Source organism: Sulfurifustis variabilis, from assembly GCF_002355415.1.
Classification (GTDB): domain Bacteria; phylum Pseudomonadota; class Gammaproteobacteria; order Acidiferrobacterales; family Sulfurifustaceae; genus Sulfurifustis; species Sulfurifustis variabilis.
Map to the genome: position 1 here is coordinate 614,374 of NZ_AP014936.1, position 26,491 is coordinate 640,864.

The following is a 26,491-nucleotide window of genomic DNA, read 5'->3' on the forward strand; positions in this document are numbered from 1 at the left end:
ACCTGGGTGGGTGGCATCACGCCATCCCCGGCAGCGCGGGAAGGGGTGCGCGAGGATTCGGCGGACCGCCGGCCGGTCACTTGAGCTCGCGGTGCCGCACCTGGGTCTTGTAGCCCTTCCCGCTGAAGTATGCCGCGAGGCGGTCCACGAGGTACACCGAGCGATGCATCCCGCCCGTGCAGCCGAGCGCGATCGTGACGTAGGAGCGGTCCTCCCGCTCGAAGCGCGGCAGCCAGGTCTCGAGGAAGCGCTGCAGCTCCTCCTGCATCTGCCGGACCTCGTCGTAGCGCCCCATGTACGCGCAGACCGGCTCGTCCAGGCCGGTAAACCGCCGCAGTTCGGGCTCCCAGTAGGGGTTCGGCAGGCAGCGCACGTCGAACACGAAGTCGGCGTCGAGCGGCGTGCCGTGCTTGTAGCCGAAGGACTCGAACAGGAGCGTCATGCCCGTCGTTTCTTCGCCCCGCACGAAGTCGTGGATCTGGTGACGCAGCTCGTGGGGCGTGGTGCGGGTCGTGTCGATGCGCAGCGAAGCCTCGAAGGCGAGGGGCTCGAGCAGCTCCTTTTCGAGGCGGATGGCCTCGAGCAGGGAAGTGTCCTGGTCGACCATGGGGTGGCGCCGCCGCGTCTCCTTGTAGCGCTTGACGAGGATCGCCTCCTCGGCCTCGAGGAAGATGATGCGGTAGCGCACGCCCATCGCCTGCAGGCGCTCGAGCGCCCCGGTGACGTCGGCCAGGAACTCGCGGTTGCGCGCGTCCAGACCGAGCGCCGCCTGCTTCGCGCCGTTGCCGCCCCGTTCGCGGATGTGCTCCACGAACTGCGGGAGCAGCGCCGCCGGAAGGTTGTCGATCACGTAGAAGCCGGCGTCCTCGAGCGCCTGAAGCGCGATCGTCTTGCCCGAGCCCGACAGGCCGCTCACGATGAAGAAGTTCATTGGGGCGAGCGGTTGTTGTTCATGAGCGCCTGCTGACGCTGCATGAACTCCTTGAGCGTGTCGATCCCCCACATCCGCAGGATGTAGGACCGCACCGCGGCCTCGACGAGGACAGCGAGGTTGCGTCCGGCGCCGACGAAGAGCACGACTTCGGGAACGTCGACATCGAGGATCGCGCGGGTGAGCTGCTGCGCCTGCAGCCGGTCGAGCTTCTTGAGGCGCCGCTTGTCCATCCGTTCCATGCGCACGATGAGATGGAGCTTTTTCTTGTGACGCACGGCGGTCTCGCCGAACATCGTGCGCACGTCGAGAATGCCCAGGCCCCGTACTTCGAGGTAATCCGACAGCGCGCCCCCCGGGCACTGGCCGACGAGCACGTCGGGACCGATGCGGATGAACTCGACGGCGTCGTCCGAGATCAGGCGGTGGTTGCGCGAGAGCAGCTCGAGGGCCAGCTCACTCTTGCCGATGCCGGACTCGCCCATGAGCAGGACGCCCATGCCCATGACCTCCATGTACACGCCGTGTACGGTGGTTCGCGGCGCGAGCGCGCGGGTGAGATGGTACTGGAGGTGGTCGATGACGACCGGGCTGGGAAGCGGCGAGGCCAAAAGCGGGAGATCGGCCTCGTCGGCCGCCCGCACCAGGTCGGCCGGCGGCCGCTTCCCGTTCGCCACTACGACGGCCGCGGTTCGCTCGCAGGTGAACAGCGCCTTTACCTGGGATGCCCGCTCGCCCTTGCGCAGGCGCTGCAGGTACTGAATCTCCGCCTCGCCGATGACCTGCACCCGGTTCGGGTGCACGAAGTTCAGATGTCCGACGAGCGCCATCCCCGGATGCCGCGCGGTCGCGGGTTCCAGCAGCCGGTCCCTGCCCGCGCGCCCGGCCGCCCAGGTCAGCTTGAGCGCGCCGGCCTGTGCCTCGAAGAGGTCACCGGTCGTGAGCTTGGGAGTCATCGGGCCGGGCGGCGTCGCCCGTGAGGCGGGCGTAGAGGTCCTCGGGGGACCGTGCGGCGAGCAGGCCCTGACGCCAGGCCTTGTTGCTGAAGAGGCCGGCGAGCTCCGAGAGGATCTTCAAATGCTCCTCGTTCGCCCGTTCGGGCACGAGCAGCGCGAAGACCATGGTGACCGGTTTGTGGTCGATGGAATCGAAATCCATCGCCCGTTCGAGCGTGCAGAAGGCGCCGACCGGGCGGGCGAGACCCTTCACACGGCCGTGCGGCAACGCGACGCCTTCGCCGATGCCGGTACTGCCGAGGCGCTCGCGGTCGATCAGGGCCTGAAACGCCTGCTGGGCGTTGAGCCCGGCGGCGTCGTGTCCGAGGAGTTCGCCGAGCTTTTCGAGCAGGCGCTTCTTGCTCGATACCGGCATTCCCAGCAGCACGCGGCGCTGGGAGAGGAGATCCTGTATGTGCATGGCGGGCAAGCGGTTCCGGAAGACCGGTGACGCGGCGGCCCCGCGGGGCGGGGCCGGGCGGGGGAGCATTATATCAACTGCTTCTTGAGCGGCGCGTCGCTCGTGCGGTGGTTCGTCGTCTTTTCCTTGTGCTTGAGGACCTGGCGGTCCAGCTTGTCCGCCAGCGCGTCGATCGCCGCGTACATGTTCTCGCCGGTCGCGTCCGCGTGCAGCGTGGCGCCCTTGGCGTAAATCGTGGCCTCGGCCATGTGGTGGGTTTTCTCCACGTGCAGCACGACGTTGCCCGTGGTCATGTGGTCGAAGTGGCGCTGCAGGCGGCCGATCTTCTCGGACGCGTAGCTCTTGAGCGGCTCCGTGACCTCCACCTGCTGACCGCTGACCGTGATTTGCATGTTGTCTTCCTCCACGCGGATTAGATGATGGACTTGCGCTGGTTGGACGGCGGGATGCTGATCGATTCCCGGTACTTGGCGACGGTGCGGCGCGCCACATGAATGCCCTGCCCGGCGAGGATCTCGGCGATCTTGCTGTCGCTGATCGGCTTCGTCGGCGGTTCGTTTTCCACGAGCTTCTTGATCATGGAGCGGATGGCCGTCGCGGAGCACGCGCCCCCGTCGGCGGTTCCCACGTGGCTCGAGAAAAAGTACTTGAGCTCGTAGATTCCGCGCGGCGTGAGCATGTACTTGTTGGTGGTCACGCGCGAGATCGTCGACTCGTGCATCGAGACCGCCTCGGCGATGTCGTGCAGCACGAGCGGCTTCATCGCCTCCGGACCGTGGTCGAAAAAGGCGCGCTGGCGGTCGACGATGGTGCGGGCAACCTTGAGCAGGGTCTCGTTGCGGCTGTTCAGGCTCTTGATGAACCAGCGCGCCTGCTGGAGCTGGTCCTGCAGATAGCGGTTGTCGCGGCTGCCGTCGCCGCGGTGGATCAGGCGCTCGTACATCCGGTTGATGCGCAGCCGCGGCGCGACTTCCTGGTTCAGGTCGGCGCGCCAGATGCCCCTGATCTTGCGCACGATGATATCCGGGACGATGTAGTTGGCCGCGACCGACTGGACCGTCCCGCCCGGCCGCGGGTTGAGCCGCTGGATGAGCTGCACGGCGTGGTGCAGGGTTTCGGGCGTCACCTTCAGATTGCGCCGCAGCTGGTTGTAGTCCCGCCCGCCGAGGAGCGCCAGGTGCTCGGGCGTCGCGAGCCGCAGGGCCTCACGGAGGTAGGGCGTTTCGGGATCGAGCGCCTTGAGCTGGAGCAGCAGGCATTCCGCCAGGTCGCGGGCGCCGACGCCGATCGGGTCGAAGTTCTGGACCTGGTGCAGCACGGCCTCGATTTCGTCCAGCTCCGCCTGGGTCGGCGGCGACTCTTTCGCGAGGATCTGCTGGACCTCCTCGAGCTTGCAGGTGAGGTAGCCGTCCTCGTTGATCGCGTCGATCAGGGCCTCGGCGACCCGCCGGTCCGTCACCGAGAAGGACGTCATGTGCATCTGCCAGAGGAGATGCTCGCGGAGCGTTTGCGGACGGCTGTTGCGGGCGTCGATATCGGGTCGCTCGTCGCCCTCGTTCCGGCTGCCCGAAGCGAGGGGGAGGTCGAAGGCCTCGTCCCAGTCGCTTTCCGCCGAGGTTTCGCCGAGGTCCGCCTGTTCCATGTCGAGGTCCGCCGGCTCGGACGCCTCGGCCTCGTACTCGGTCTCCGACTCCCCCGCCTCGCCCTCGCCGTTGGCGTCGCGGTTCTCCGATTCCTCGCCTTCCTCGAGCAGCGGATTCGTTTCGAGCGCTTCCTGGATCTCCTGCTGAAGCTCCACGGTGGACAGTTGCAGCAGGCGGATGGCCTGCTGCAACTGGGGGGTAATCGTGAGATGCTGACCTAGCCGAAGGTCGAGTGACTGCTTCATAAAAACGCTGAGGCCTTCTTGTTCGCGTTTGGCTCGTCTTCCCCGTCCGTGGGGCCTCCCAACCCCATTCTAGCCCAGTTCTGGCACGCCCCTTGCGGGGTCGCAACTGGCAGCGAACCTAAAGGCGAAAATCCCTACCCAGGTAGACTCTTTTGACGTCTTCATTATACAGAATCTCCTCCGGGCCGCCCGCGGTCAGCACCCGCCCGTCGTTCAGGATGTAAGCCCGGTCGCAGATCTTGAGCGTCTCCCGCACGTTGTGGTCCGTGATCAGCACGCCGATTCCCCGCTGCTGCAGGTGCCGGATCAGGTGCTGTATTTCGATGACCGATATGGGATCGATCCCGGCGAACGGCTCGTCGAGAAGGATGAATCGGGGGCGGCTCGCGAGCGCCCGGGCGATCTCGACGCGCCGCCGCTCCCCGCCGGACAGGCTGATTCCCAGCGTGTCCCGGCGGTCGCCGATCTGCAGGTCGTGGAGAAGCTCGTCCAGCACGCGTTTTCGCTCCCCCCGGTCGAGGTCGCGTCGCGTTTCGAGGATGGCGAGGATGTTTTCGGCGACCGTGAGTTGCCGGAAGACGGACGGCTCCTGGGGCAGGTACCCGAGACCCAGGCGCGCCCGCTTGTGCATGGCGAGATGGGTGATGTCCTGGCCGTCCAGCCGGATGGTTCCGGCGTCGAGGGGGACGAGCCCCACGATCATATAAAAGCAGGTGGTCTTGCCGGCCCCGTTCGGTCCGAGCAGGCCTACGATCTCGCCGGCCCGCACCTCGAGGGACACGCCGTCCACGACCTTGCGTGCCTGGTAATGCTTCGCCAGCCCGCTGGCCTCGAGCGCGCTCATTTCGGGGTCTCGGCAGGGCGGGGCTGGATGACCGCCGTCACCTGGCCGTCGTTCGCGCCGCGCGCCGTGAACCGCTGGGTGTCGAGCTCGTAGCGCGCCGTCGCGCCGGTCACCACGTCTCCCCCGCGCTTGATCCAGACCTTGCCTTCCAGATCGACGACCCGGGTCCTGGCCCGATAGTCGATGCGCGTCGCATGCGCCCGGACCTCCTCCCCGGTATCCGCGAGGCTGCGCAGCCGGGCAGGCTTGCCGAAAGCCTTGGCCCGGTCGAGCCGGCCGTCGCGCATCGCGACGTCCACCCGGTCGGCCTCGAGCCGCAGGCTGCCCTGCGTCATCACCACGTTACCGCGGTACACGGCGTTGCCCGTCTTCTCGTTGGCGTCCACGCTTGCGGCGCGGATGTTGATCGGCTCGTTCGCGTCGCTCTTGAGCGCGAAGGCGGCCGGCGCGGCGCAGAGCGCGAGCGCGAATCCCGCCAGCCGGCACATCGCCAATGAGGCTCTGGGGATCATGATCGGGGCAAGGGGCGAATATCGTTTCCGGATGCCGAAGTGCGCCGGGACGGGGCGCGCCGCCGAAATCCTACATTTGAAATCGGGCATTCACCATTTTCTTGCGTCACCGGTCGAGCTCGATGCGCATCCGATCCGTGAGGATCTCGCCCCCGGCCGATTCCGGATCCGCGCCGCGGGCCGTGCGCACGTCGCCGCTCATCAGGATTTCCCGTCCGTCGCCCGGCATCAGGCCTTCCCGGGCGCGCGTATGGATGGGCGGACCGCCGTCCTCCGGGTACTGGACCAGGTACGGTTGCGTCAGGTGTGCCGTATCGTCGTCGGGGTAATGTACCAGCCGCTCGGCCTCGAGGCGGTACCGACGCTCGCCGCGCTCGTTGGTGGACCAGGAGGTGAACTGCTCGATCACGTAATCGGGATCGTGCCGGGTACGGGGATCGGCGGTCGAGTCCGGCGGGGCGACGCTTCCGGTGAGCCACCACGACCCGAGCGCCGCGAGCGCAAGCAGTGCGCCGGCGATCCAGCGGCGCGCGTCGCTCACGGACCGGCGGGGCCGGGACCCTCCGGCGCCGCCCAGAGATAGACCTGCATCGCTGCGGTGTAATCGCCCCGCGCATGCAGCACCATCTCGCACACGTCCCGGGCGGCGCCGGCGCCGCCGCCGCTCGGCGTCACCCAGTGGGCGTGCCGCTTCACCAGCCAGTGCCCGTTCTGCACGGCAATACCCAGCCCCACCTCCAGCATGATCGGCAGATCGACGACGTCGTCGCCCACGTACGCCGCTTCTTCCGGCGCGATGCCCAGATCCTTGAGCAGCCGGCGGCAGACCGGGAGCTTCTCCCGGCAGCCCTGATAGACGTGGCGGATGCCCAGATCGGCCACGCGGTGCTCCACCACTTTCGAAGTGCGGCCGGTGATGATCCCCACCGGCACGCCGGCGCGCTGGAGCATCTTGATGCCATGACCGTCGCGGGAATTGAACGCCTTATATTCCTGGCCATCGTCGGCAAGGATCAGCCGCCCGTCCGTCAGCACCCCGTCGACATCGAACAGCACGAGGCGGACGCGGTGCGCCAGATCGAGAACCCGGCCGGGCACCTCGAAGTCGGGGGCGAGGAGAGGGGTGCGAGTCATAGCAGAATGTTGAATGCTTAATCTTGAATGTTGAATCAATGAAGCGCGCTTCGCGCGCACCTCAATTCAACATTAAGAATTCAAAATTCGACATTGCCGTCCCTACACGATCCGGCGCCGCAGCAGGTCGTGCATGTTGAGGGCGCCCGCCACCCGGCCGTCATCGTCGACGACGAAGAGCCCGTTGATCTTGAGCGAGCGCATGAGCTCCACGGTCTCCGCGGCAAGGCGGTCCGGGCTCGTCACCTTGGGGTTCACCGTCATCACGTCTCGCACCTTCGCCGTGTGCACGTCGATCGCGCGGTTGAGAATGCGGCGCAGGTCCCCGTCGGTCAGGATTCCCAGGAGCCTTCGTTCGCCGTCCACCACGCCCGTCATGCCCAGCCCCTTGCTGGTCATCTCGAACAGCGCCTCCCGCAGACCCGCGTTCTCCCCGACCAGCGGCACCTCGTCGCCGGTATGCATGATGTCGCCCACATAGAGCAGCAGCCGCCGCCCCAGGCTTCCCGCCGGGTGCGAGCGCGCGAAATCCTCGCGCGTGAAGCCGCGCGACTTGAGGAGCGCAACGGCCAGGGCATCCCCCATGGCCAGCGCCGCGGTGGTGCTGGCGGTGGGCGCGAGGTTGAGCGGGCACGCCTCCTTCGCCACCGGGCAGTGCAGCACCGCGTCCGCCTGACGGGCGAGCGTCGAGGCCGGGTTGCCGGTGAGCGCGACGAGCTTCGCGCCCATGCGCTTGATGATCGGCAGGATCAGGAGGATCTCGTCCGTCTCCCCGGAGTTCGAGATGGCCAGCACCAGGTCGTGGGGCGTGATCATGCCGAGGTCGCCGTGCGACGCCTCGCCCGGGTGCACGAAGAAGGCCGGCGTGCCGGTCGACGCGAGCGTCGCGGCGATCTTGCCGCCGACGTGGCCGCTCTTGCCCATGCCGACCACGATCACGCGACCCGGAATCGCGAGGACGAGCTCGCATGCGCGCGCGAAGCCCGCGTCGATGCGGCGAGCGAGCGCGGCGAGCGCCTCGGCCTCGAGCTCGATGGTCTCGCGGCCGAGCTGCTCGAAAGTGATCGCGTCCGGCGAGCGGCGCGGTGTGGTGGCGTCTGGCATAATCTTCGAAAGCAGTATAACAGGCGCGCCCAGCGGCATGAACGCGATAGGCTTTCAGAGCATCCTCCTCCTGCTCGGCCTCGCGGTCGTGCTGGTCGCGCTGTTCCGCTATCTTGGCCTGCCGCAGATCCTGGCCTACCTCTGCGCCGGCATCCTGGTCGGCCCCTCGGGTCTCGGCTGGATCCCGTCGACCGAGGAGTGGCGCTACTTCGCCGAGTTCGGCCTCGTGTTCCTGATGTTCACCATCGGGCTCGAGTTCTCGCTGCCGAAGCTCGTCGCCATGCGGGCCATCGTGTTCGGGCTCGGCGGCGCGCAGGTGCTGATCTCCTGCCTTGCGTTCGGCGCGGTCGCGTGGTGGTTCGGGGTGCCGGGGGAGGGCGCGATCGTGATCGGCGGGATCCTCGCGCTTTCCTCGACCGCGATCGTCATGAAGCTGCTGATCGAGCAGCTCGAGCAGAGCTCGCGGCACGGGCGCCACGCCTTCGGCATCCTGCTGTTCCAGGACCTCGTCGTCGTCCCGTTTCTCATCCTCATCCCGACGCTCGGGACGGGAACCGGCCCGGAGTCCGTGGCGGGAACGCTCGTGTGGGTGCTCGGCAAGAGCGCGCTCGTGCTCGGCGCGATCTTCGTGATCGGGCGCTGGCTGGTGCGGCCGCTGTTCCACCGGGTGGCCGCGACGCGGCTGCGCGAGTTCTTCATGCTCACGGTGCTGCTGCTGACGCTCGCCGCCGCCTGGGTGACCGAGGTCGCGGGACTCTCGCTCGCGCTCGGCGCGTTCCTCGCCGGCATGATGCTCGCCGAGACGGAGTACCGGCACCAGGTCGAGGCCGACATCCTGCCGTTTCGCGACATCCTGCTCGGGCTCTTCTTCGTGACCGTGGGCATGATGCTCGACCTCGGCGTCGTGCGGACGCAATGGCTCCATATCCTCGCCGCGGTCGCCGCGCTGGTGATCTTCAAGACCGCGCTGATCGCCGTGCTCGGCCGGGTGTTCGGGATGGAGGCAGGGCCGGCGCTGCGCACCGGTCTCGTGCTCGCGCAGGGAGGCGAATTCGGATTCGCGCTCCTGCTTCAGGCGCGGCGCTACGAGGTGCTCGACGAGCCGGCCGCACAGATCGTGCTCGCGGCCATCGTGCTGTCCATGCTGCTCGCGCCGCTCATCGTCTGGCACAACGGCCGTATCGCCCGCCGGCTGGTGCCCGGCTACACACGGGTGCGCGCGGCCAACCTGGAGACGATCCGCGCGGAGGCGGCCAGGCGGCGGGCGCACGTCATCGTCTGCGGGTACGGCCGCAGCGGGCAGAACCTCGCGTGGATGCTCGAGCAGGAAAATGTCCCGAGCCTGGCGCTCGATCTCGATCCGGTGCGCGTGCGCGATGCCCGCGACGCCGGCAAGCCGGTGGTCTATGGCGACGCCACCCGGCGCGACGTGCTCGAGGCGGCCGGTCTCGCCCACGCCGCGGCGCTCGCCGTGTCGTTCAACGACGCCCAGGTGGCGCTGCGCATCCTCGAGATCACGCGCGCCGCGCGCCCGGAGATGCCGGTGATCGTGCGAACCATGGACGACGCCGACCTCGACCGCCTGCTGAAGGCGGGCGCGACCGAGGTGGTGCCGGAGAGCCTGGAGGGCAGCCTCATGATGGGCTCGCACGTGCTGCTCCTGCTCGGAGTGCCCGTCTCGCGCATCGTGCGCCACGTGCGCGACGTGCGCGAGGACCGCTACCGGATGATGCGCGGCTTCTTTCACGGCGAAGCGATGTTCGGCGAGGAAGCGACCGCGGCGTGGCGCGAGCGCCTGCACTCGGTGACGCTCCCGCCCGGCGCGCATGCGATCGACAAGTCGCTCGCCGAGCTCGATCTGGACCGCCTCGGCGTCACCGTCAGCACCGTGCGGCGCAACGGCCGCCCGGCGCCGCCGTCCGCCGAGACACGCTTCGCCGCCGGCGACGTGCTCGTCCTCCACGGCAGCGCCGAAGCGCTCGAGGAGGCCGAGGCGTTGCTGCTGGAAGGCTAGTGCCGAGCATGAATGCCCTGTGACAGACCATGACGCCCCGTACGAGGACGGCGCGAAGCGCGGTCGAAACCATGCGCTTTGCACGTATCACGCTTAACTGATGTTCAAGGACCACTTCTCCGGGCACGCGCCGGACTACGCGCGCTTCCGGCCCGACTACCCCGAGGCGCTCTACGCGTTTCTCGCCGGCCAGGCGCCCGGGCGTACGCGCGTCTGGGACTGCGCGACCGGAAACGGGCAGGCGGCGCTCGGCCTCGCGACGCGGTTCGAACGCGTCGTCGCGACCGATGCCGCGGCGGCGCAGGTCGCACAAGCGCCGCGCCACCCACGCGTGGCGTATGCGGTCGCCCTCGCGGAGGCCGCGCCGTTCGCGGCCGGGACGATGGATCTCGTCACGGCCGCGCAGTCGCTGCACTGGTTCGATCTGGAACGCTTTTACGGAGAGGCGAGCCGGGTGCTGCGGCCGCACGGGGTGGTCGCCGCGTGGTGCTACGGCCTGCATCGCGTCGCCCCGGAGATCGACGCGCTGGTCGATCGCCTTTACGAGGACGTGCTCGGGCCCTGCTGGCCGCCCGAGCGGCGTCACATCGAGGCCGGCTATCGCACGCTGGCGTTTCCGTTCCAAGAGATCCCGGCGCCGTCGTTCTCGATGGAGCGCTCCTGGCGGCTCGAAGAGTATCTCGGTTATCTCGGCACGTGGTCGGCGGTGCGCCGATATCGCGCGACACGCGGCGTCGACCCCCTCGAAGCCACGGCGGTCGAGCTGACCGGGCGTTGGGGCGCGGCGGGCGAGGCACGGCGCGTGGTCTGGCCGGTTCATCTGCGTGTCGGTCGATCCGTTCCGCGATAGCGTCTTGCCCGGGCCGGAAGCGGGTGGGATCATGTTGCGGCGCGCCTTGCCGGCCGGGCAAGACCGACCGTGAGACGGAGTGGCGGTCCATGACCAGACAGATTCTCGTGGTCGACGACGAGCCCAGCATCGTGCTGTCGCTCGAGTTTCTGATGAAGGAGGCGGGCTACGACGTGCGCACGGCGGCGGACGGCGACGCGGCGCTGGCCGCCATCAGCGAGCGCCCGCCGGACCTGGTTCTGCTCGACGTGAACCTTCCGAAGCGAAACGGCTACGAGGTATGCGAAGCAGTCCGCGCAAACCCGGCCTGGAAGGCGGTGCGCATCCTGATGCTCACCGCCAAGGGGCGGGACGTCGAGCGTCAGAAGGGAATCGCGCTGGGCGCCGACGAGTACGTCACCAAACCGTTCTCGACACACGAGGTGGTGAACAAGGTGCGCGCCATGCTGGGAGACGAGGCGCCGCACTGAGGGAACCGTGCAGACGGGAGAGCGCACCGGAGAACGCCTGGTCGGCCTCGCGCTGGCAGGCGTGGTCGCGCTCAACTACCCGCTGCTCCATCTCTTCAGCGGGGCCGGAACTTTCCTGGGCATCCCGTCGCTCTACTTCTACCTCTTCTTCGTCTGGGCCGCGCTGATCGCGCTGATGGCCGTGATCATGCGCGCGCGCCCGGAACCCGGGCGCGACGGCGCGCCGCCCGGGAATACGGACGATCCCGGCGGTGCTTAGCCACTGGGTGATCCTGCTGGTCGCGGCGGCCTACCTGGGGCTGCTGTTCGCCGTCGCCTATTACGGCGACAAGCGCGCCGACGCCGGCCGCTCCATCATCGCCAACCCGTACATCTACACGCTGTCGATCGCCGTGTACTGCACGGCCTGGACCTTCTACGGCAGCGTCGGGCGTGCGGCGGGCACGGGCGTCGGTTTCCTGCCGATCTACCTCGGCCCGACGCTCATGGTGGCGCTCTGGTGGCTCGTGCTGCGCAAGATCATCCGCATCGCCAAGTTCCACCGCATCACCTCCATCGCCGATTTCGTCGGCTCGCGCTACGGCAAGAGCACGGTGCTCGGCGGCCTGGTCACGATCATCGCGGTGGTCGGCATCCTTCCCTACATCTCGCTGCAGCTCAAGGCGGTCTCGACGAGCTTCCACGTCATCCGGCACCACCCGGAGACCGCGATGCCGCACACCGCCGCGGTGCCGCTCTGGGGCGACACGGCGCTCTACGTCGCGCTGCTCATGGCCGCGTTCACGATTCTTTTCGGCACGCGCCACATCGACGCGACCGAGCGCCACGAGGGCATGGTCGCGGCGATCGCGTTCGAGTCGATCGTGAAGCTGGTGGCGTTCCTGGCGGTCGGGATATTCGTCACGTTCGCGCTGTTCGCCGGCCCGGCCGACCTCTTCGCCCGGGCGGCCGCGAGCCCCGAGCTCGCCCGTCTGATGACCCTCGAGGGGCTGCCGGGCGGCGTCGCCGCTTGGCTGTCGCTCACGTTCCTCTCGATGCTCGCGATCATGTTCCTGCCGCGCCAGTTCCAGGTGACGGTGGTGGAGAACGTGAACGAGGAGCACCTGCGCACGGCGCTGTGGCTCTTTCCGCTCTATCTCCTCGTGATCAACCTGTTCGTGCTGCCGCTCGCCTTCGGCGGCCTGCTGCTCCTGCCTCAGGGCAGCGTCGACCCGGATACGTTCGTGCTCACGCTGCCGCTCGCCGACGGCCACCGGCTGCTCGCGCTGTTCGTGTTCGTCGGCGGCCTCTCGGCCGCGACCGGTATGGTGATCGTGGAGGCGATCGCGCTCTCCACCATGGTGTGCAACGACCTGGTGATGCCGGTGCTGCTGCGGCTGCGCGCGCTGCGCCTCACGGAGCGGCGCGACCTGAGCGGCCTGCTGATCGGCATCCGTCGCGGCACGATCGTGCTCGTCCTGCTGCTCGGCTATCTCTATTACCGCCTGATCGGCGAGTCGTTCGCGCTCGTCACCATCGGGCTCGTTTCGTTCGCGGCCGCCGCGCAGTTCGCGCCGCCGATCCTGATCGGCATCTACTGGCGCGGCGCCAACCTCCGCGGCGCGAGCGCCGGCCTCATCGCCGGCTTCGCGGTATGGGCCTATACGCTGCTCCTGCCGAGTTTCGCGAAGTCCGGCTGGCTGCCCATGGACTTCGTCGATCACGGGCTCTTCGGCCTCGAGCTGCTCAAGCCGTACGCGCTCTTCGGGCTCCAGGGCTTCGATTCGATCACGCACTCGGTGATCTGGAGCATGCTCGCGAACATCGGCGGCGTGGTCGGCGTCTCGCTGCTCACCCGCCAGAGCGCCATCGAGCAGGTGCAGGCGGCGCTCTTCGTCGACATCTTCCGCAGGTCCGTGCGCGGGGAGGAGGCGCAATACTGGCGCGGCACGGCGACGGTCGCGGACCTGCACGCGCTTGCGGCGCGCTTCCTCGGCGAGTCGCGCGCCAACGCGATCTTCGCCGACTATGCCGCCGAGCGCGGCGCGAGCCTCAAGGAGGAGCTCGAGGCCGATCCGCAGCTCGTCAACCGCGTCGAACGCCTGCTCGCCGGCGCGATCGGCGCCGCGTCCGCGCGCGTGATGGTCTCGTCCATCGTGAAGGGGGAGGCGCTCAGCATGGAGGGCGTGATGCAGATCCTGGACGAGACCTCGCAGGTGATGGAGTACAGCCGGAGGCTCGAGCAGAAGTCGGCGGAGCTCGAGGCCGCGACCGAGGAGCTGCGCGCCGCGAACGAGCGCCTCAAGGAGGTCGACCGCCTCAAGGACGAGTTCGTGGCGACCGTGAGCCACGAGCTGCGTACGCCGCTCACCTCGATCCGCGCGTTCTCGGAGATCCTGCACGACAACCCGCGGATGGTCGAAGAGCAGCGCGCGCGATTCCTGGAGATCGTGGTGAAGGAGACCGAGCGGCTCACGCGCCTCGTGAACGACGTGCTCGATCTCGCCAAGATGGAGTCGGGCAGCATGGAGTGGCGCATGGAGCGGCTCGACTTGCGCGACGTGGTGACCGAGGCGGAGGCCGCGGTCAGTCAGCTGTATCGCGAGCGCGACCTCGCGCTCAGCCACGCCCTGCCCGAACGCACGATGCTCGTGCTCGGCGACCGCGATCGGCTGCTGCAGGTGATGATCAACCTGCTCGCGAACGCGGCGAAGTTCTGCGCGCCGCGCGTCGGGCGCGTGGAAATCAGCCTGAGCGTCGCGGGCGGCAAGGCGCGCGTGGACGTGAGCGACAACGGGCCGGGCATACCCCCGGAGCATCTCGACCGCATCTTCGAGAAGTTCCACCAGGTGACCGACACCGAGCAGGGCAAGCCGCAAGGCAGCGGGCTCGGGCTGCCGATTTCGCAGCGCATCGTCATGCACCACGGGGGGCACATCTGGGTGCAGAGCACGGTCGGCAAGGGAACGACGCTGAGCTTCTCCCTTCCGCTCGCGCGGGACGAGGTGACGCGAAAGGAAATATTGAATGCCTGATGCTGAATGTCGAATTGAAGTGCGCGCCGCGCCCGCTCATTAATTCAACATTCCGCATTCAAGATTCGAGTCTTCGCATGGATGCCCTGACGACCGTGTTTTTCGAGCCGGTACGCCGGTGCGCGGTGGCGGCGCCGCTCGTGGTGAGCGCCGACACGCCGTGCAGCGCGGTCGTCGAGCGCATGGCCGCGGGCGGCGCGGAAAGCGCGCTCGTGGTCGACGCCGACCGCCGCCCCGTGGGCATCGTCACCGAACGGGACGTGACGCGCCGGATCGCGTTCAAGCTCGAGCGCGAGGCCCCGGTGCGGCAGGCGATGACGTCGCCGGTCCGCACCGTGCGCGAGGACGAGCCGTTGTACCGCGCCATCGCGCGCGCACGTCGTCTGGGCCTGCGCCGGTTGCCCGTGGTCGACGGGAAGGGCCGGGTGGCCGGGACCCTGGACGTGGACGCGGCGCTCGACGGCGCGCTCGCCCCTCGGGCGGAATTGATCGACCGGATCGGCCGCGAGAACAGCGTGGCCGATCTGGCGCAGGCGAAGGCCGCGCAGGCGGAGCTGGCCGCCGGATTGCTCGAGGAACGGCTGCCGGCGACCGCCGTCCAGGCGCTGCTCAGCCGGATGAATCTCGACGTACACCGGCGACTCACGGCGTTCATGCTCGAGGCGATGGCGCAGGACGGGTGGGGCGACCCGCCGGTGTCGTTCAGCGTGATCGTCATGGGGTCGGGCGGACGGGGAGAGAGCTTCCTGGCGCCCGACCAGGACAACGGATTCGTCCTCGCCGACTATCCGGACGCCGAGCATTCCTACGTCGACCGCTTTTACTCCGAGCTCGCCGGGCGTCTCACGGGCTCCCTCGCGAGAGTCGGGTTTCCGCTCTGCCGCGGGCACGTGATGGCCACGAACCCGGTATGGCGCAAGACGCTGTCGCAGTGGCAGCGGCAGATCGAGCTGTGGGTGACGCGCGGAAGCGACCGGGCGATCCTGAACGCCGACATCTGTTTCGATTTTCGCCCGGCCGCCGGAAACACGGAGCTCGTGGACGCCCTGCGGGCGCGGGTCCTCGGCCTCGTCGCGGAGCGGCAGTCCTTCCTGCGCGACATGTGCCTCGCGCTGGTGAACCAGAAGGTCGCGCTCGGGTTTTTCGGCCGATTCGCGACCGAGGAGGCCGGCGACGGCCGGCGCATCAACCTCAAGCTGCGCGGCATGATCCCGCTCGTCGGCGCCGTGCGCCTGCTGGCGCTGCGCGAAGGGGTGGCCGAGACCTCGACCCTCGATCGCCTCGCGGCGCTGCGCGGGCACGGCGTCCTGAGAGAGGAGGAATGCGCGAGCGGCGAAGCCGCGTACGCGAACCTGAGCGAGCTCCTCATGCGTCAGCAGGTCGCCGACCTGCGGGCCGGCCGAGCCGCGGGCAACCTGGTGTCGACGACGGGGCTCCCCCGCGCGCGCCGCGAGCGCCTCGCCGAGAGCCTGCGCGCGGTCGAGGCGCTGCAGCAGCGCGTGCGCGAGGATTTCACGAGCCAGATACTCTGAAGGCAATTTTGAATTATTAATCTTAAATGTTGAATGGAGATGCGCGCTTCGTGCGCGTCATTAATTCAACATTCAACATTAAGCATTCAACATTGCTGTTCAGAACGCCGTGCGGGTCGGCTCGACGTGGCGCTGGAAGTGGCGACGGCAGGCGTCGAGGGCCTGGTCGAGCGTGACGATGCCGGCCGCCTCCAGCAGCGGGATCATGCGCACGAAGACCTCGGCGGTGGCCAGCGTGTCGCCGAGCGCCGTGTGCCGACCGCGCAGGTCGACGCCCAGGCGCTGCGCCAGACCGTCGAGGCTGGGATCGAGCCATCCCTCGCCGATCGCGGCGGCCAGCAGCAGCGTGTCGAGCACCGGCCTGTCGAAGGCCACGCCGGCCGTTCCCTGCTTGAGGCGGATGAACTTCATGTCGAAGGCAGCGTTGTGCGCGACGAGCGTGCTGTCGCCGCAGAACGCATGGAACTGCCGCAGCACGACCTCGATGGGCGGTTTGTTGCGGACCATGTCGTCGGTGATGCCGTGGAAGGCGGTCGAGCTCGCCGGGATCGGGATGCGGGGATCGACGACGCGTTCGAAGCGCTCGTCGGACAACACCCGTCCGTTCACCACCCGCACTCCCGCGATGGCCACGATCTCGTCGCCTTCGTGGGGGCGCAGCCCGGTGGTTTCGGTGTCGAAGACGACGTAACTCAGCGCGCGCAGGGCCTGGCCGCCGATCGGCCCGACAGCCTGCAGGCTCTGCAGGAGGTCGAAGTCGTAGAACACCGGCCGGGGCGGTCGCGGCTCGCGGATCACGCCCTGCGGCCGCTGCGGCGACACCATCGGGAAGCGCAGCCGCGCGCGGCCGTCGCCCAGCGCCTCGCTCCACAGCTCGCTGTCGTGCCGCGCGACCACGTCGCGCAGCGTGACGGCCCCGGGCACGCGCGCGAGTCGCGCGTGGAGCCAGGATTCGATCAGCGCGGGCGCGACCGGCCGGCCGGTCCAGATCAGGTCGAGGTACACCTGGCGTCCTTCCGTCCGTGCCCCGACGTCGCAGTGCGTGGTGCCCGTTTCCCGGCACACCTGCCGCACCAGGTGCGCGAGCGCCTCGGCCAGCGAGAGGCTGTCGCCCCGCAGCCAGGCCGGCGTTCCGACCGGCGTGAGTTCCAGGCCGTCCTGCTTGAGCGCGCGGGCGACGTGCCCGACGAGGTCGGCGGAGTAGATGTCGAACAGCAGCCAGCCGCCGGTCGCGAGCGTGCGGTGTTGCGCGATCGCCTCCTCGAGCCGCGCCTGAAGCGCGTGTACTTCCTTGAGAATGACCTCGTCGAATCGGCGCCGCTGTCCGGGCGCCATCTCCGGGTGGCTCGCGAGCGTCTCGGCGGCCGCGAGTATATTGGCGACCGGTGCCCGCAGCCCCTCGGTGTTGGCGGTGAGCAGCCGGTCGCGGCTGCTCACCTCCTCCAGCTCCTGCGTCGCGTCGGTGAGCGCGAGCACGTAGCTGCGGCAGCCGCCGTCGGGCTCGATGATGAGGCGCATGTGCGCCCGCAGAAAGAGATCGCCCGAGACGGACGAGCCGACGAAATCGGCCTGCAGGTCCTCGCGCCCGCCGCCGGTCGCGAGGCGCTCGCGCAGCATGTCGAGCGTGTGCAGCACCGGCTCCCGGCTCATGACGTTGAACAGCGAGCGCCCGAGGCCGACTTCGCCCGAGACCTGGAGCAGGCGCAATGCGGCGCTGTTGTACAACAGGACGCGCGACTCCAGATCGCACACCACGACCGCCTCGGACAGGTCGCGCAGGATCGCCTCGAGGCGGACCTTCTCGCCCTCGACGCGGATGGCGCTCGCGGCGGCGGCCTCGTCGAACTCGCGACGCATCTGCGCGAGACGCTCGGCGAGCAGGCGCGCGGCGTCGGCGAGCGGCGCGAGCAGCGGCGAGCGCGGCAGCGACACCTGCGTGGCCGCGTCGCCGTGGGCCACGAGCCAGAGCTCGTGCGCGAAACGGAAGACTTCCCGGAACGCCGCGCGGTAGAGCAGCCACCAGGCCAGTCCCGATACCAGGAACACCAGGAGGACCGCCGACCAGAAGGCCAGGAGGAGCGCCGCGCGCTCCCGCGACGCCGGGACCAGGTCGCCGATGAGCCAGCCGATCGCCGCGAACACCGCCAGCGCCACCGCCACGACGGCGGCGAACAGCACCCAGTAGCGCCTGCGGATGTCGTGTACGGGTACGTGCCCGGGGGCCATGTTCGTTGCGCGCGAATCCTGTCGACGGGCGCCGCGAGGGTATCGCCCGCGGCGTCACGCACTGATTTAACACCCTGGTCTCGCCGGCGACCACTGGCCGCGTGGTGGAATCGCCCTCGTGTCGCTACAATCCCGCGCCGAATCGCCACCTCTCCCGGCCGCGCTCATCCTCATGCCTCGCAAGGTCCTCGTCATCCTCGGTCAGCCGCAGCGCGACTCGTACGGCGGCGCGCTCGCGCGCGCCTACGCCGAGGGGGCCCGGGCCGGGGGCGCGGAGGTTCGCGAGCTCTATCTCGGGGATCTGGCCTTCGACCCGGCGCCGGCCGCGCCGCAGGCCGGAGGGCTCGAGCCGGATCTGCGGCAGGCGCAGGACGCGATCAAGTGGGCGGAGCACCTGGTCTTCGTCTATCCGATCTGGTGGGGCACGATCCCGGCGCTTTTGAAGGGCTTCATCGAGCGCACGTTCCTCCCCGGCTTCGCCGTGAAGTTCCGCGACGGCTCGCCGCTGTGGGACCGCCTGCTGAAGGGCCGGAGCGCGCGCCTCATCGTCACCATGAACACGCCGCCCTGGTTCTACCGATGGGTGTTCGGCCAGCCTGGACACCGCACGATGAAGCGGACGATTCTCGGCTTCTGCGGGATCAGGCCGGTACGCATCACCGAGCTCGGACCGCTGAAGGACTCGACTGCCGAGCAGCGGGCGAAATGGCTCGAGCGCGTGCGGGCGCTCGCCCGGCGGGAATGTTAAATGCTGAATGCTTGATGTTGAATCGAAGTGCGCGCGTCGCGCGCCCCATCAATTCAACATTCAAAATTCCATGTTTCCCGGCATCGCCGGGTCAAAGCAGCTTCGTCTTTTCCTTCCCGCAGCGCGCGCACCGGTACAGCGTGACCAGCCGTCCCCGCTTCACGTCGAACTTCTTCTCCGTCACGACCCGCCACTTGTGAAACCCGGTCTCGCAGAGCGTCTTCCGTTCCGCGCGCTCCCTGGCGGACGGCCGCCGGAACTTGATGACCTCGCCCATCAGCCCTCCTCGTCGATCGCCTTGATGCACCCGGCTGCGGTGTCGTAGCGCGGGCGCCAGCCGAGTCGGCGCCGCGCGCGGGACGTGTCGAGCACGAGCTCGTGCCGCAGCCCCTCCAGCCAGGCGGGTTCGGTGCCTCGGCCGAAACGCCACCCGAGCCGGACCACCGCGCGCGCGAGCGGAAAGGGCAGCGGGAGCGCCAGCGGTTTGAGCTCGCGCAGCGTGGCCGCGTCCGCCGCCGCGAGGTTGAACGCGCCGCTCACGTCGCGCGTGAGCGCCGCGAGGATGGCGGCGACGACGTCCGCCTCGTGGACGACCTGGAGGCGGGGAGCCGGGTCGGACAGGCGCACGTAGAAGGGCGCGCGCACGAGCGCCCGCAGGTACGGCTGCGCATGCGGCCCTACGATCACGTGCGGGCGCAGACGCGCGACCCGGATCTCGCGGTGCTCGCGCTCGAAGGCGTCGAGCCAGTCCTCGAGCGCGATCTTGTCCTCGGCGTAGGCGAAGCCGGGGAGCGGCTTGCGCGGATGCGCTTCCGGAATCGGGCGCTCGCGGGCGGGCAGCTCGTACACGGCCGCGCTCGAGAGGTGCACCACCGCCGCGACGCGCGCCGCCGCGGCCGTCCGGAAGACGTTCTGTCCGCCGGCCAGATTGATGTCGCGGATGAGGTCGCGGTCATGGCGCTCGGGGCCGAGCTCGCCGTGCATCACGACGAAGGCGAGGTGCACGACCGCGTCGATGCCCGTCATGAGGCGCGCGAGCTGCGCCGATCGCACGTCGCACAGGACGTGGGTGTAGCGCGGGTCGCGGAACACCGGCGGGCGGAGGTCGACGCCGAGGATCTGCTCGACGTCCGGGTGCGCCGCGAGCCGGGGAAGCAGGGCGCACGCGAGGTGCGAGCTGCTGCCCGTCACCAGGACCTTCATGCGGCGGCCCCGAGCCGCGGCAGCACGTGGCGCGCGAGCGTCCGCATCGACTCGCGCACGACGTCACTCGCGCTCCCGCCCGCCCCGATGGCGAGCAGCAGGTGGTCGACGCCCGCGGCCCGGTATTTCTCGAGCCGCTCGAGGCAGTGCTTCGGATCGCCCGCCACCACCATGCCGAGGGACTCGAGCAGCGGCAGGTGGATCGCGTGTGGCAGCAGACCCTTGAGCGGCCCGATCTGCGCGTAGCGCTCGTAGCTCGGATAGAGCCGATCGAGGACCGGGGCGGTGTGCTTGAGGAGCTCGCGATAGAACCAGGTGAGATTCGTCTTCGCGATCGCGCGCGCCCGTTCGCCGTCCTCGAGGCAGAAGATGCCGATGGTCATGCCGACGCGCGTGTTGCGGCCCGCGCTCGCCTTGACCTCGTCCGGCGCGCCGGCGCACGCGGTGCGGTAACGCTCGATGTCGCGCTCGATCATGAACCAGGGCTTGAACGGGCCGGCGAGGACGCCGACGCCCATGCGGGCGGCGAGATCGAAGCTCTCCGGGCTGACGGCCGCCATCCAGAGCGGCGGGTGGGGCGACTGCACGACGCGCGGGAACACCTCGACGTCGTCCAGCCGATGGTGCCGCCCGGCGTGCCGGATCGGCCCGCCGGCGAAAGCGGCCTTCAGGATCGCGAGCGACTCCTCGACACGCGTCCGGCTCTCCGCCATGTCGACGCCGAAGGCGTCGTACTCGCGCGGCTGAAAGCCGCGGCCGAAGCCGAACTCGACGCGCCCGCGCGAGAGGATGTCGAGGGTGGCGAGGCGCTCGGCGACGTGCACGGGATGATGGTAGGGCAGAGGGACGACGGCGTGGCCCAGGCGGATTCGGCGCGTGCGGCCGGCGGCCGCGGCGAGGAACAGATCCGGTGCGCCGGCATGGGAGTACTCGCGCATGAAATGGTGCTCGACGACCCAGGCGACGCCGAAGCCGAGCTCGTCGGCCAGCGCGATCTCTTCGAGCGTGTCGTGAAAGACCTGCGACTCCGTGCGGCCCGCGAACGCGGGAACGGCGAGCTCGTAGAAAAGATCGAAGTGCATCGCGTTGTAGAATACCGCAGCCCCATCCCGGGCGCTCACGACGGAAGGCCGACGGCTCCAACCCTCCGATGAAGGAACCGATACTGATCGGCACGCGTGGCTGGGAAGACCCGGCCTGGAACGGCGCTTTCTATCCGGAAGAGCTGCCCTCCGACTGGCGGTTCACTTATTACAGTAACCACCTGCGGGCCGTGCTGGTGCCGGCCACCCGCTGGGCGGCCGCCGCGGAAGCCGAGGTGCGAGAGTGGCCGGATGACAGCGACTCCGCCTTCCGCTTCGTGCTCGAGGGGCCGCCCGAGCTGGGTCGCCCGGTCGCGGACGCGGATGCGGAAGGCGCGACGGCGCGGTTCGCGTCGGTCACGGCGCCCCTTCGCCCACTGACCGCCGGGTTCCTGCTTCGGGTCCCTCCCGACGCGCCGGCCGACGCCGATGACCTCGACCGCCGGCTCGCGCGCCTGCGGGACCGCTTTCAGCCTCTGTGTATCGACCTCGCGCCCGCGCACCGCGACCCGGCCGTGCTCGCCGTCCTCGATCGGCACGACGCGGGGCTTTGCTGGCAGGCGGAGAGCGAACCGGCGCCCCGGCCGGGCGGACGTCTGCTCGTCGCGCTGTCCCGGGCAGCCGAGCCCCGCGCCCAGCGCGGACTCCTCGAGCGGCTGGCCGAATGGCAGCGCGAGGGCGGTGGGATCGCGAGTCTGTTCTTCGAAGGACCGAGGGCGCCCGAGCTCGCCCGGCAGGCGCGCCTCCTTGCGGAGCTGATGATGGTCTAGCTTGACCCGGGCGCGGGGCGGCGGGACGGACCGGCAGGCGGCCGGCCTCTACCTCGAGGATCGGTATCCACCGGGCGGCTGAAACGGTGTTCGGAAGGCGTTACCTTTCGTAACCACCCCTGATAGGCTAACCGCATGCGCCCGGGCTCCGAGCACGGCCGATCCATCGACAGCGCGATCCTGCTCCTGCTCGCCGCGCTCATTCTCTTTCTCTCACCTTTCACGGACTGGTGGGCCCGCGACGACAGCCCCTGGTACCTCCCCTACCTGCTGTGGCTCGGCCTGATCGGCCTCATCGCCGCGGTGGCCCTGCGTCGGGATCCGCATGACCTTTGATCTCGGCTACCTGTTCCTCGTGGGGGTGCTCTATCTGGTGCTCCTGTTCCTCATCGCCTACGCGGCGGAGCGCGGGTTCATCCCCTCGAAGGTGGCGCGTCACCCGGCCACCTACGTCCTGTCCCTCGGCGTCTACGCGACCTCCTGGACCTATTACGGTAGCGTCGGCTTCGCGCAGACCGAGGGCTACAACTTCCTCGCGATCTACCTCGGCGTCACGCTCGCCTTCCTGCTGACGCCGGTGCTGCTCGCGCCGATCCTCAAGATCGCGCGAGAACACCAGCTCACCTCGCTCGCGGATCTCTTCGCGTTCCGCTACCGCCACCACCTGACCGGCGTGCTGGTGACGCTGTTCATGCTGATCGGCGTCCTGCCGTACATCTCGCTGCAGATCCGCGCGGTGACCGACTCGATCTGGGTGCTGACGCAGGCCGCGACGCCGGCCGTGCTCGCCTTCGGATTCTGCGTGACGCTGATTCTCTTCGCGATCCTGTTCGGCGCGCGCCACACGAGCCCGCGCGAAAAGCACGAAGGGCTGGTCGTGGCGATCGCCTTCGAGTCGGCGGTGAAGCTCGTCGCGCTCGCGCTCGTGGGGCTGTTCGCGGTGTTCGGCGTGTTCGGCGGTCTCGGCGGGATGAACCTGTGGCTCGACGAGAACCCGCGCGCGCTCGCCGCGCTGTACGAGCCCGTGCGCGAGGGGCCGTGGGCGGCGCTCGTCCTGCTCGCCTTCGCCGCGGGGTTCCTCCTGCCCCGCCAGTTCCACATGACGTTCACGGAGAACATCGATCCGCGCACCCTGCCGGCGGCCAGCTGGGGGTTTCCGCTGTTCCTGCTCGCGCTCAATATCGGGATCCCGCCGATCCTCTGGGCCGGCCAGGCGCTGCAGCCGACGGCGAACCCCGACTACTACGTCCTCGGCATCACGCTCGCGGGCGGCTCGGTCTGGTTGCCGACGCTCGCGTTTCTCGGCGGCGTCTCCGCCGCAAGCGCGATGATGATCGTCTCGACCATCGCCCTCGCCGCCATGTGCCTGAACCACCTGATCCTTCCGGCCAGCTTTTTCTCGCGCGGCGGCCCGTACACCAACCTGTACGCGCGCCTGCTGTGGTGGCGGCGCGCGCTCATCGCCGTGATCATCATGGCGGGCTACGGCTTCTACCTGCTGCTCGAGGCGAACCAGGGCCTCGTCAAGCTCGGCCTCATCTCGTTCGTCGCGGTCGCGCAGTTCCTGCCGGGAATCCTCGGACTGCTCTACTGGCCGCGCGCGACGCGGACGGGCTTCATCGGCGGACTGCTGGGCGGCGGACTGGTGTGGGCGCTGACCATGCTGCTGCCGCTGCTCGAGCGCTCGGGGCTGATCCACACCGGCATCGACGTGCAGGTGTGGGCGCGCGCCGCGGAAACGACGCCCACCGGCTTCGCCACTTTCGCCTCGCTGGCCGTGAACGGCCTGCTGTTCGTCGGGCTGTCGCTGCTCACGCGCCCCGGCGCGGAGGAGACGGAGGCGGCGCGCGCGTGCAGCCGCGACGTGCTCGCGCCGCCGCGCGGCGTGGTGAAGGCGGTCTCGCCGCAGCAGTTCGCCGAGCAGCTCGCGCGCGTGATCGGCACCCAGACTGCCGACCGCGAGGTGCGCCAGGCGCTCGTCGACCTGCGCATGAGCGGAGACGAGCGCCGGCCGTCCGAGCTCAGGCGCCTGCGCGAGCGCATCGAGCGCAACCTCTCGGGGCTCCTCGGACCGCTGCTCGCGCGCATGATCGTCGACGACCGCCTGCACATGGACGCGACCTCGCAGACCGCTCTCGCCGACACGATGCGCCTGATCGAGGAGCGCATCGAGGCCTCGCAGACGCGGCTGCAGGGCCTCGCCGCGGAGCTCGACGCGCTCAGGCGCTACCACCGGCAGATCCTGCAGGAGCTTCCGCTCGGGGTGTGCTCGCTCGGGCCCGGGGAGGAGGTGGTGATCTGGAACCACGCCATGGAGCACATCTCGGGCCTCGCGGCCCGCGCGGTCGGCGGCACGCCGATCACGCGGCTGCCCGAGCCGTGGGGCGGGCTGCTGCGCGGCTTCGTGGCGGCCGAGGACCACCACCTGTACAAGCTGCAGGTGAACATCCAGGGGCGCCCGCGCTGGTTCAACCTCCACAAGGCGGCGATCGAGGACCCGACGCGCCCGGCCGAGCAGGCGCGCGGCGGCCTCGTGATCCTGGTCGAGGACCTCACCGACCTGCAGACGCTCGAGGTCGAGCTGGCGCACTCCGAGCGCCTCGCCTCCATCGGCGGCCTCGCGGCGGGCGTGGCGCACGAGATCGGCAACCCGCTGACCGGCATCGCCTCGCTCGCGCAGAACCTGCGCGACGAGGACGACCCGAGGCTCGTTCGCGAGAGCCTCGACCAGATCCAGCAGCAGATCCGGCGGATCGGCGACATCGTGCGCACGCTCGTCACCTTCAGCCACGGCGGCACGCCGACGGACCGCGCGTTCGCGCCCCTCAACCTGCACGAGTGCGTCGAGGAGGCCGTCCGGCTGGTGCGGCTCTCGCGCGCGGGCAAGCAGGTGACCTGCCACAACCGCTGCGATCCCGGGCTGTTGCTCTACGGCGATCGCCCGCGCCTGGCGCAGGTGATCGTGAACCTGCTGACTAACGCCTGCGACGCCTCCCGTCCGGGCGACGAGGTCGAGGTGCGCGCCCGCGCGGACGACGGGGAAGCCGTCATCGTGGTGGCGGACCAGGGCAGTGGCGTTCCGCTCGAGCTGCGCGATCGCGTGTTCGAACCGTTCTTCACGACCAAGCAGCCGGGCGAAGGGACGGGTCTCGGGCTGCCGATCGCGTACAGCATCGTGCGCGACCACGGAGGAACGATCGCGCTGGAGAGCCGCCCCGGCGAGGGGACGCAGGTGATCGTCCGCCTGCCCCTCACGGTCGATGCCCTCGGACACACCGCCGTCGACGCGTCGGGGGCGGCGTCGTGAGCCGCATACTGATTGTCGAGGACGAGCCGGTCATCCGCACGGCGCTCAGGCGCCTGCTCGAGCGGCACGGCTATCAGGTCGCCGAGGCCGGCACGGTCGCGGAGGCGCAGGCGGATCACGACCTTCCCGCCTTCGACCTCGTGATCGCCGATCTTCGGCTTCCGGGCGCGCCCGGCACCGACATCATCGCGAGGTGCGAAGGCGTGCCGGTGCTCATCATGACGAGCTTCGGAAGCATCCAGTCGGCGGTCGATTCCATGAAGATGGGCGCGGCCGATTACATCACCAAGCCCTTCGACCACGACGAAATGGTGCTCGTGGTCGGGCGCATCCTGTCGCAGCGGCGGCTGTTGCGCCAGGCGCAGGCGCTCAAGAGCGACATCGCGCGCGACTACCCCGTGAGCGGAATGGTGGGCCACTGCGCGGCGATGCAGGAGGTGTTCGCGCGCATCCGCAAGGTCGCGCCCACGGACGCCGCGGTGCTGATCCTGGGCGAGTCCGGAACCGGGAAGGAGCTCGTCGCGCGCGCCGTGCACGAGCTTTCCGCGCGCCACGACGCCCCGATCATCGCCGTCAACTGCGCGGCGATTCCGGAGAACCTGATCGAGTCCGAGCTCTTCGGCCACGAGAAGGGCGCCTTCACCGGCGCGGTCGCGGCGCACCGCGGCCTCGTCGAGGCCGCCGACGGCGGCACGCTCTTCCTCGACGAGATCGGCGAGCTGCCCGCGGCCGCGCAGGCGCGCCTGCTGCGCGTGCTGCAGGAGGGCGAGATCCGGCGGGTGGGGAGCGCGCACGTGCGCAGGGTCAACATCCGCCTGATCGCCGCCACGCACCGCAATCTCCAGCAGCGGGTGGCCGAGGGGCTGTTCCGCAGCGATCTCTACTTTCGACTCCGGGTGATGGAGATCGAGCTCCCGCCGCTGCGCGAGCGCGGCGAAGACCTCGAGGAGCTCGCGCAGTTCCTGCTCACGAAGGCGTGCCGGCGGCTGAATCGCCCGCTGATGGCGCTCGCTCCCGAGGCCGTGGCGTTGATCCGGGACTACGCCTGGCCCGGCAACGTGCGCGAGCTCGAGAACGCCCTGGAGCGTGCGGTGATCCTGAGCGACGGGGGTCAGATCACCCCGGAGCTGCTGGCCATCGAAAACTCCCCGCGGCCGGCGTTGTCCGAAGAGCCGCTCTCGCTCGAGGAGTACTTCCGGCGGTTCGTGCTCGAGCACCAGGATGCGCTGACGGAGACCGAGCTCGCGCGTCGCCTCGGCATGAGCCGCAAGACGCTGTGGGAGCGGCGCCAGCGTCTGGGGATCCCGCGGACCAAGGAACACACATAGTTACGATTCGTAACGTTCATGTTACGAAGGGTAACGGTCAAGAATGCAAAATACGGAAAAGTTATTGATTAATAATAGGTAAATTAAGGCACGGGAATTGCCATGGTCATTTCCATGG

25 protein-coding genes are annotated in these 26,491 nt (G+C 69.2%); 11 read left to right on the forward strand and 14 right to left on the reverse strand.

Features of this window, described 5'->3' with window-relative positions; genetic code table 11:
* Positions 1-76 precede the first annotated feature (76 nt).
* From rapZ to SVA_RS03070, 10 genes are all read right to left on the reverse strand, one after another.
* Positions 77-931, reverse strand: coding sequence for an RNase adapter RapZ (gene rapZ, locus SVA_RS03025; protein WP_096458624.1), 855 nt, complete (start codon positions 929-931; stop codon positions 77-79).
* Positions 928-1,887, reverse strand: a complete 960-nt coding sequence (gene hprK / locus SVA_RS03030) for an HPr(Ser) kinase/phosphatase (protein ID WP_096458627.1) — start codon at positions 1,885-1,887, stop codon at positions 928-930. Before hprK ends, rapZ begins: the two co-directional genes overlap by 4 nt.
* Entirely contained in the window at positions 1,862-2,347 is a 486-nt protein-coding gene (locus SVA_RS03035) for a PTS sugar transporter subunit IIA (RefSeq protein WP_096458630.1), read from the reverse strand. The genes hprK and SVA_RS03035 overlap by 26 nt, the downstream gene beginning before the upstream one ends.
* Before the next feature lie 68 nt (positions 2,348-2,415).
* Positions 2,416-2,739 (reverse strand): ribosome hibernation-promoting factor, HPF/YfiA family, encoded by a 324-nt coding sequence (hpf, locus tag SVA_RS03040; RefSeq protein ID WP_096458633.1) that lies wholly within the window; start codon positions 2,737-2,739, stop codon positions 2,416-2,418.
* 20 nt (positions 2,740-2,759) lie between these two features.
* Positions 2,760-4,235, reverse strand: a complete 1,476-nt coding sequence (locus SVA_RS03045; protein WP_096458636.1) for an RNA polymerase factor sigma-54 — start codon at positions 4,233-4,235, stop codon at positions 2,760-2,762.
* A 118-nt stretch (positions 4,236-4,353) separates the two neighbouring features.
* Entirely contained in the window at positions 4,354-5,079 is a 726-nt protein-coding gene (gene lptB, locus SVA_RS03050; protein ID WP_096458639.1) for an LPS export ABC transporter ATP-binding protein, read from the reverse strand.
* A complete protein-coding gene (gene lptA / locus SVA_RS03055) occupies positions 5,076-5,681 on the reverse strand; it encodes a lipopolysaccharide transport periplasmic protein LptA (RefSeq protein WP_096458642.1) in 606 nt (201 codons plus the stop codon). Before lptA ends, lptB begins: the two co-directional genes overlap by 4 nt.
* A gap of 16 nt (positions 5,682-5,697) precedes the next feature.
* On the reverse strand, positions 5,698-6,132 hold the full coding sequence (gene lptC, locus SVA_RS03060; protein WP_169923944.1) for an LPS export ABC transporter periplasmic protein LptC: 435 nt from the start codon (positions 6,130-6,132) through the stop codon (positions 5,698-5,700).
* Positions 6,129-6,725 carry a KdsC family phosphatase gene (locus tag SVA_RS03065; protein ID WP_096458648.1) on the reverse strand — a complete coding sequence of 199 codons (597 nt, stop codon included), beginning with the start codon at positions 6,723-6,725 and terminating at the stop codon, positions 6,129-6,131. Before SVA_RS03065 ends, lptC begins: the two co-directional genes overlap by 4 nt.
* 102 nt (positions 6,726-6,827) lie before the next feature.
* Positions 6,828-7,829: a KpsF/GutQ family sugar-phosphate isomerase gene (locus tag SVA_RS03070; RefSeq protein WP_096458651.1), complete on the reverse strand. Its 1,002-nt coding sequence runs from the start codon at positions 7,827-7,829 to the stop codon at positions 6,828-6,830.
* Between the two features lie 37 nt (positions 7,830-7,866).
* Between SVA_RS03070 and SVA_RS03075 the strand changes: the two genes are divergently transcribed.
* The 6 genes from SVA_RS03075 to SVA_RS03100 all read left to right on the forward strand — a co-directional run bounded on the left by SVA_RS03075 (position 7,867) and on the right by SVA_RS03100 (position 15,709).
* Positions 7,867-9,843, forward strand: coding sequence for a monovalent cation:proton antiporter family protein (locus tag SVA_RS03075; RefSeq protein ID WP_096458654.1), 1,977 nt, complete (start codon positions 7,867-7,869; stop codon positions 9,841-9,843).
* Positions 9,844-9,943: 100 nt separating this feature from the next.
* Positions 9,944-10,693: a class I SAM-dependent methyltransferase gene (locus SVA_RS03080; protein WP_169923945.1), complete on the forward strand. Its 750-nt coding sequence runs from the start codon at positions 9,944-9,946 to the stop codon at positions 10,691-10,693.
* 89 nt (positions 10,694-10,782) lie between these two features.
* The gene (locus SVA_RS03085) at positions 10,783-11,163 is read left to right on the forward strand and encodes a response regulator transcription factor (RefSeq protein WP_096458662.1); all 381 of its coding nucleotides are present in this window, start codon (positions 10,783-10,785) and stop codon (positions 11,161-11,163) included.
* Positions 11,164-11,170: 7 nt separating this feature from the next.
* Entirely contained in the window at positions 11,171-11,422 is a 252-nt protein-coding gene (locus SVA_RS03090; protein ID WP_096458665.1) for a hypothetical protein, read from the forward strand.
* Complete coding sequence (locus tag SVA_RS03095) at positions 11,415-14,177, forward strand: sensor histidine kinase (protein WP_096458668.1); 2,763 nt, start codon at positions 11,415-11,417, stop codon at positions 14,175-14,177. Before SVA_RS03090 ends, SVA_RS03095 begins: the two co-directional genes overlap by 8 nt.
* A gap of 77 nt (positions 14,178-14,254) precedes the next feature.
* Entirely contained in the window at positions 14,255-15,709 is a 1,455-nt protein-coding gene (locus SVA_RS03100; protein WP_169923946.1) for a DUF294 nucleotidyltransferase-like domain-containing protein, read from the forward strand.
* Between the two features lie 99 nt (positions 15,710-15,808).
* Here the strand turns inward: SVA_RS03100 and SVA_RS03105 are convergent, their stop codons facing one another.
* On the reverse strand, positions 15,809-17,935 hold the full coding sequence (locus tag SVA_RS03105; protein ID WP_096458674.1) for a 3'-5' exonuclease: 2,127 nt from the start codon (positions 17,933-17,935) through the stop codon (positions 15,809-15,811).
* A gap of 172 nt (positions 17,936-18,107) precedes the next feature.
* On the opposite strand from SVA_RS03105, the gene SVA_RS03110 reads away from it, so the two are divergent.
* On the forward strand, positions 18,108-18,683 hold the full coding sequence (locus SVA_RS03110) for an NAD(P)H-dependent oxidoreductase (protein WP_096458677.1): 576 nt from the start codon (positions 18,108-18,110) through the stop codon (positions 18,681-18,683).
* Between the two features lie 91 nt (positions 18,684-18,774).
* Here the strand turns inward: SVA_RS03110 and SVA_RS03115 are convergent, their stop codons facing one another.
* From SVA_RS03115 to SVA_RS03125, 3 genes are read right to left on the reverse strand one after another with little or no spacing between them, the layout of a single operon-like run.
* Positions 18,775-18,960 (reverse strand): hypothetical protein, encoded by a 186-nt coding sequence (locus SVA_RS03115; protein ID WP_096458680.1) that lies wholly within the window; start codon positions 18,958-18,960, stop codon positions 18,775-18,777.
* A complete protein-coding gene (locus tag SVA_RS03120; RefSeq protein ID WP_096458683.1) occupies positions 18,960-19,886 on the reverse strand; it encodes an NAD-dependent epimerase/dehydratase family protein in 927 nt (308 codons plus the stop codon). The genes SVA_RS03115 and SVA_RS03120 overlap by 1 nt, the downstream gene beginning before the upstream one ends.
* Complete coding sequence (locus tag SVA_RS03125) at positions 19,883-20,968, reverse strand: LLM class flavin-dependent oxidoreductase (protein WP_096458686.1); 1,086 nt, start codon at positions 20,966-20,968, stop codon at positions 19,883-19,885. Before SVA_RS03125 ends, SVA_RS03120 begins: the two co-directional genes overlap by 4 nt.
* Positions 20,969-21,036: 68 nt before the next feature.
* Here SVA_RS03125 and SVA_RS03130 point away from each other — a divergent pair, with 68 nt between their 5' ends.
* From SVA_RS03130 to SVA_RS03145, 4 genes are all read left to right on the forward strand, one after another.
* Positions 21,037-21,738, forward strand: coding sequence for a DUF72 domain-containing protein (locus SVA_RS03130; protein ID WP_096458689.1), 702 nt, complete (start codon positions 21,037-21,039; stop codon positions 21,736-21,738).
* 135 nt (positions 21,739-21,873) lie between these two features.
* Positions 21,874-22,074 carry a hypothetical protein gene (locus SVA_RS03135; RefSeq protein WP_096458692.1) on the forward strand — a complete coding sequence of 67 codons (201 nt, stop codon included), beginning with the start codon at positions 21,874-21,876 and terminating at the stop codon, positions 22,072-22,074.
* The gene (locus tag SVA_RS03140; RefSeq protein WP_096458695.1) at positions 22,064-25,045 is read left to right on the forward strand and encodes an ATP-binding protein; all 2,982 of its coding nucleotides are present in this window, start codon (positions 22,064-22,066) and stop codon (positions 25,043-25,045) included. The genes SVA_RS03135 and SVA_RS03140 overlap by 11 nt, the downstream gene beginning before the upstream one ends.
* Positions 25,042-26,373 carry a sigma-54-dependent transcriptional regulator gene (locus SVA_RS03145; protein ID WP_096458698.1) on the forward strand — a complete coding sequence of 444 codons (1,332 nt, stop codon included), beginning with the start codon at positions 25,042-25,044 and terminating at the stop codon, positions 26,371-26,373. The genes SVA_RS03140 and SVA_RS03145 overlap by 4 nt, the downstream gene beginning before the upstream one ends.
* Positions 26,374-26,491 lie beyond the last annotated feature (118 nt).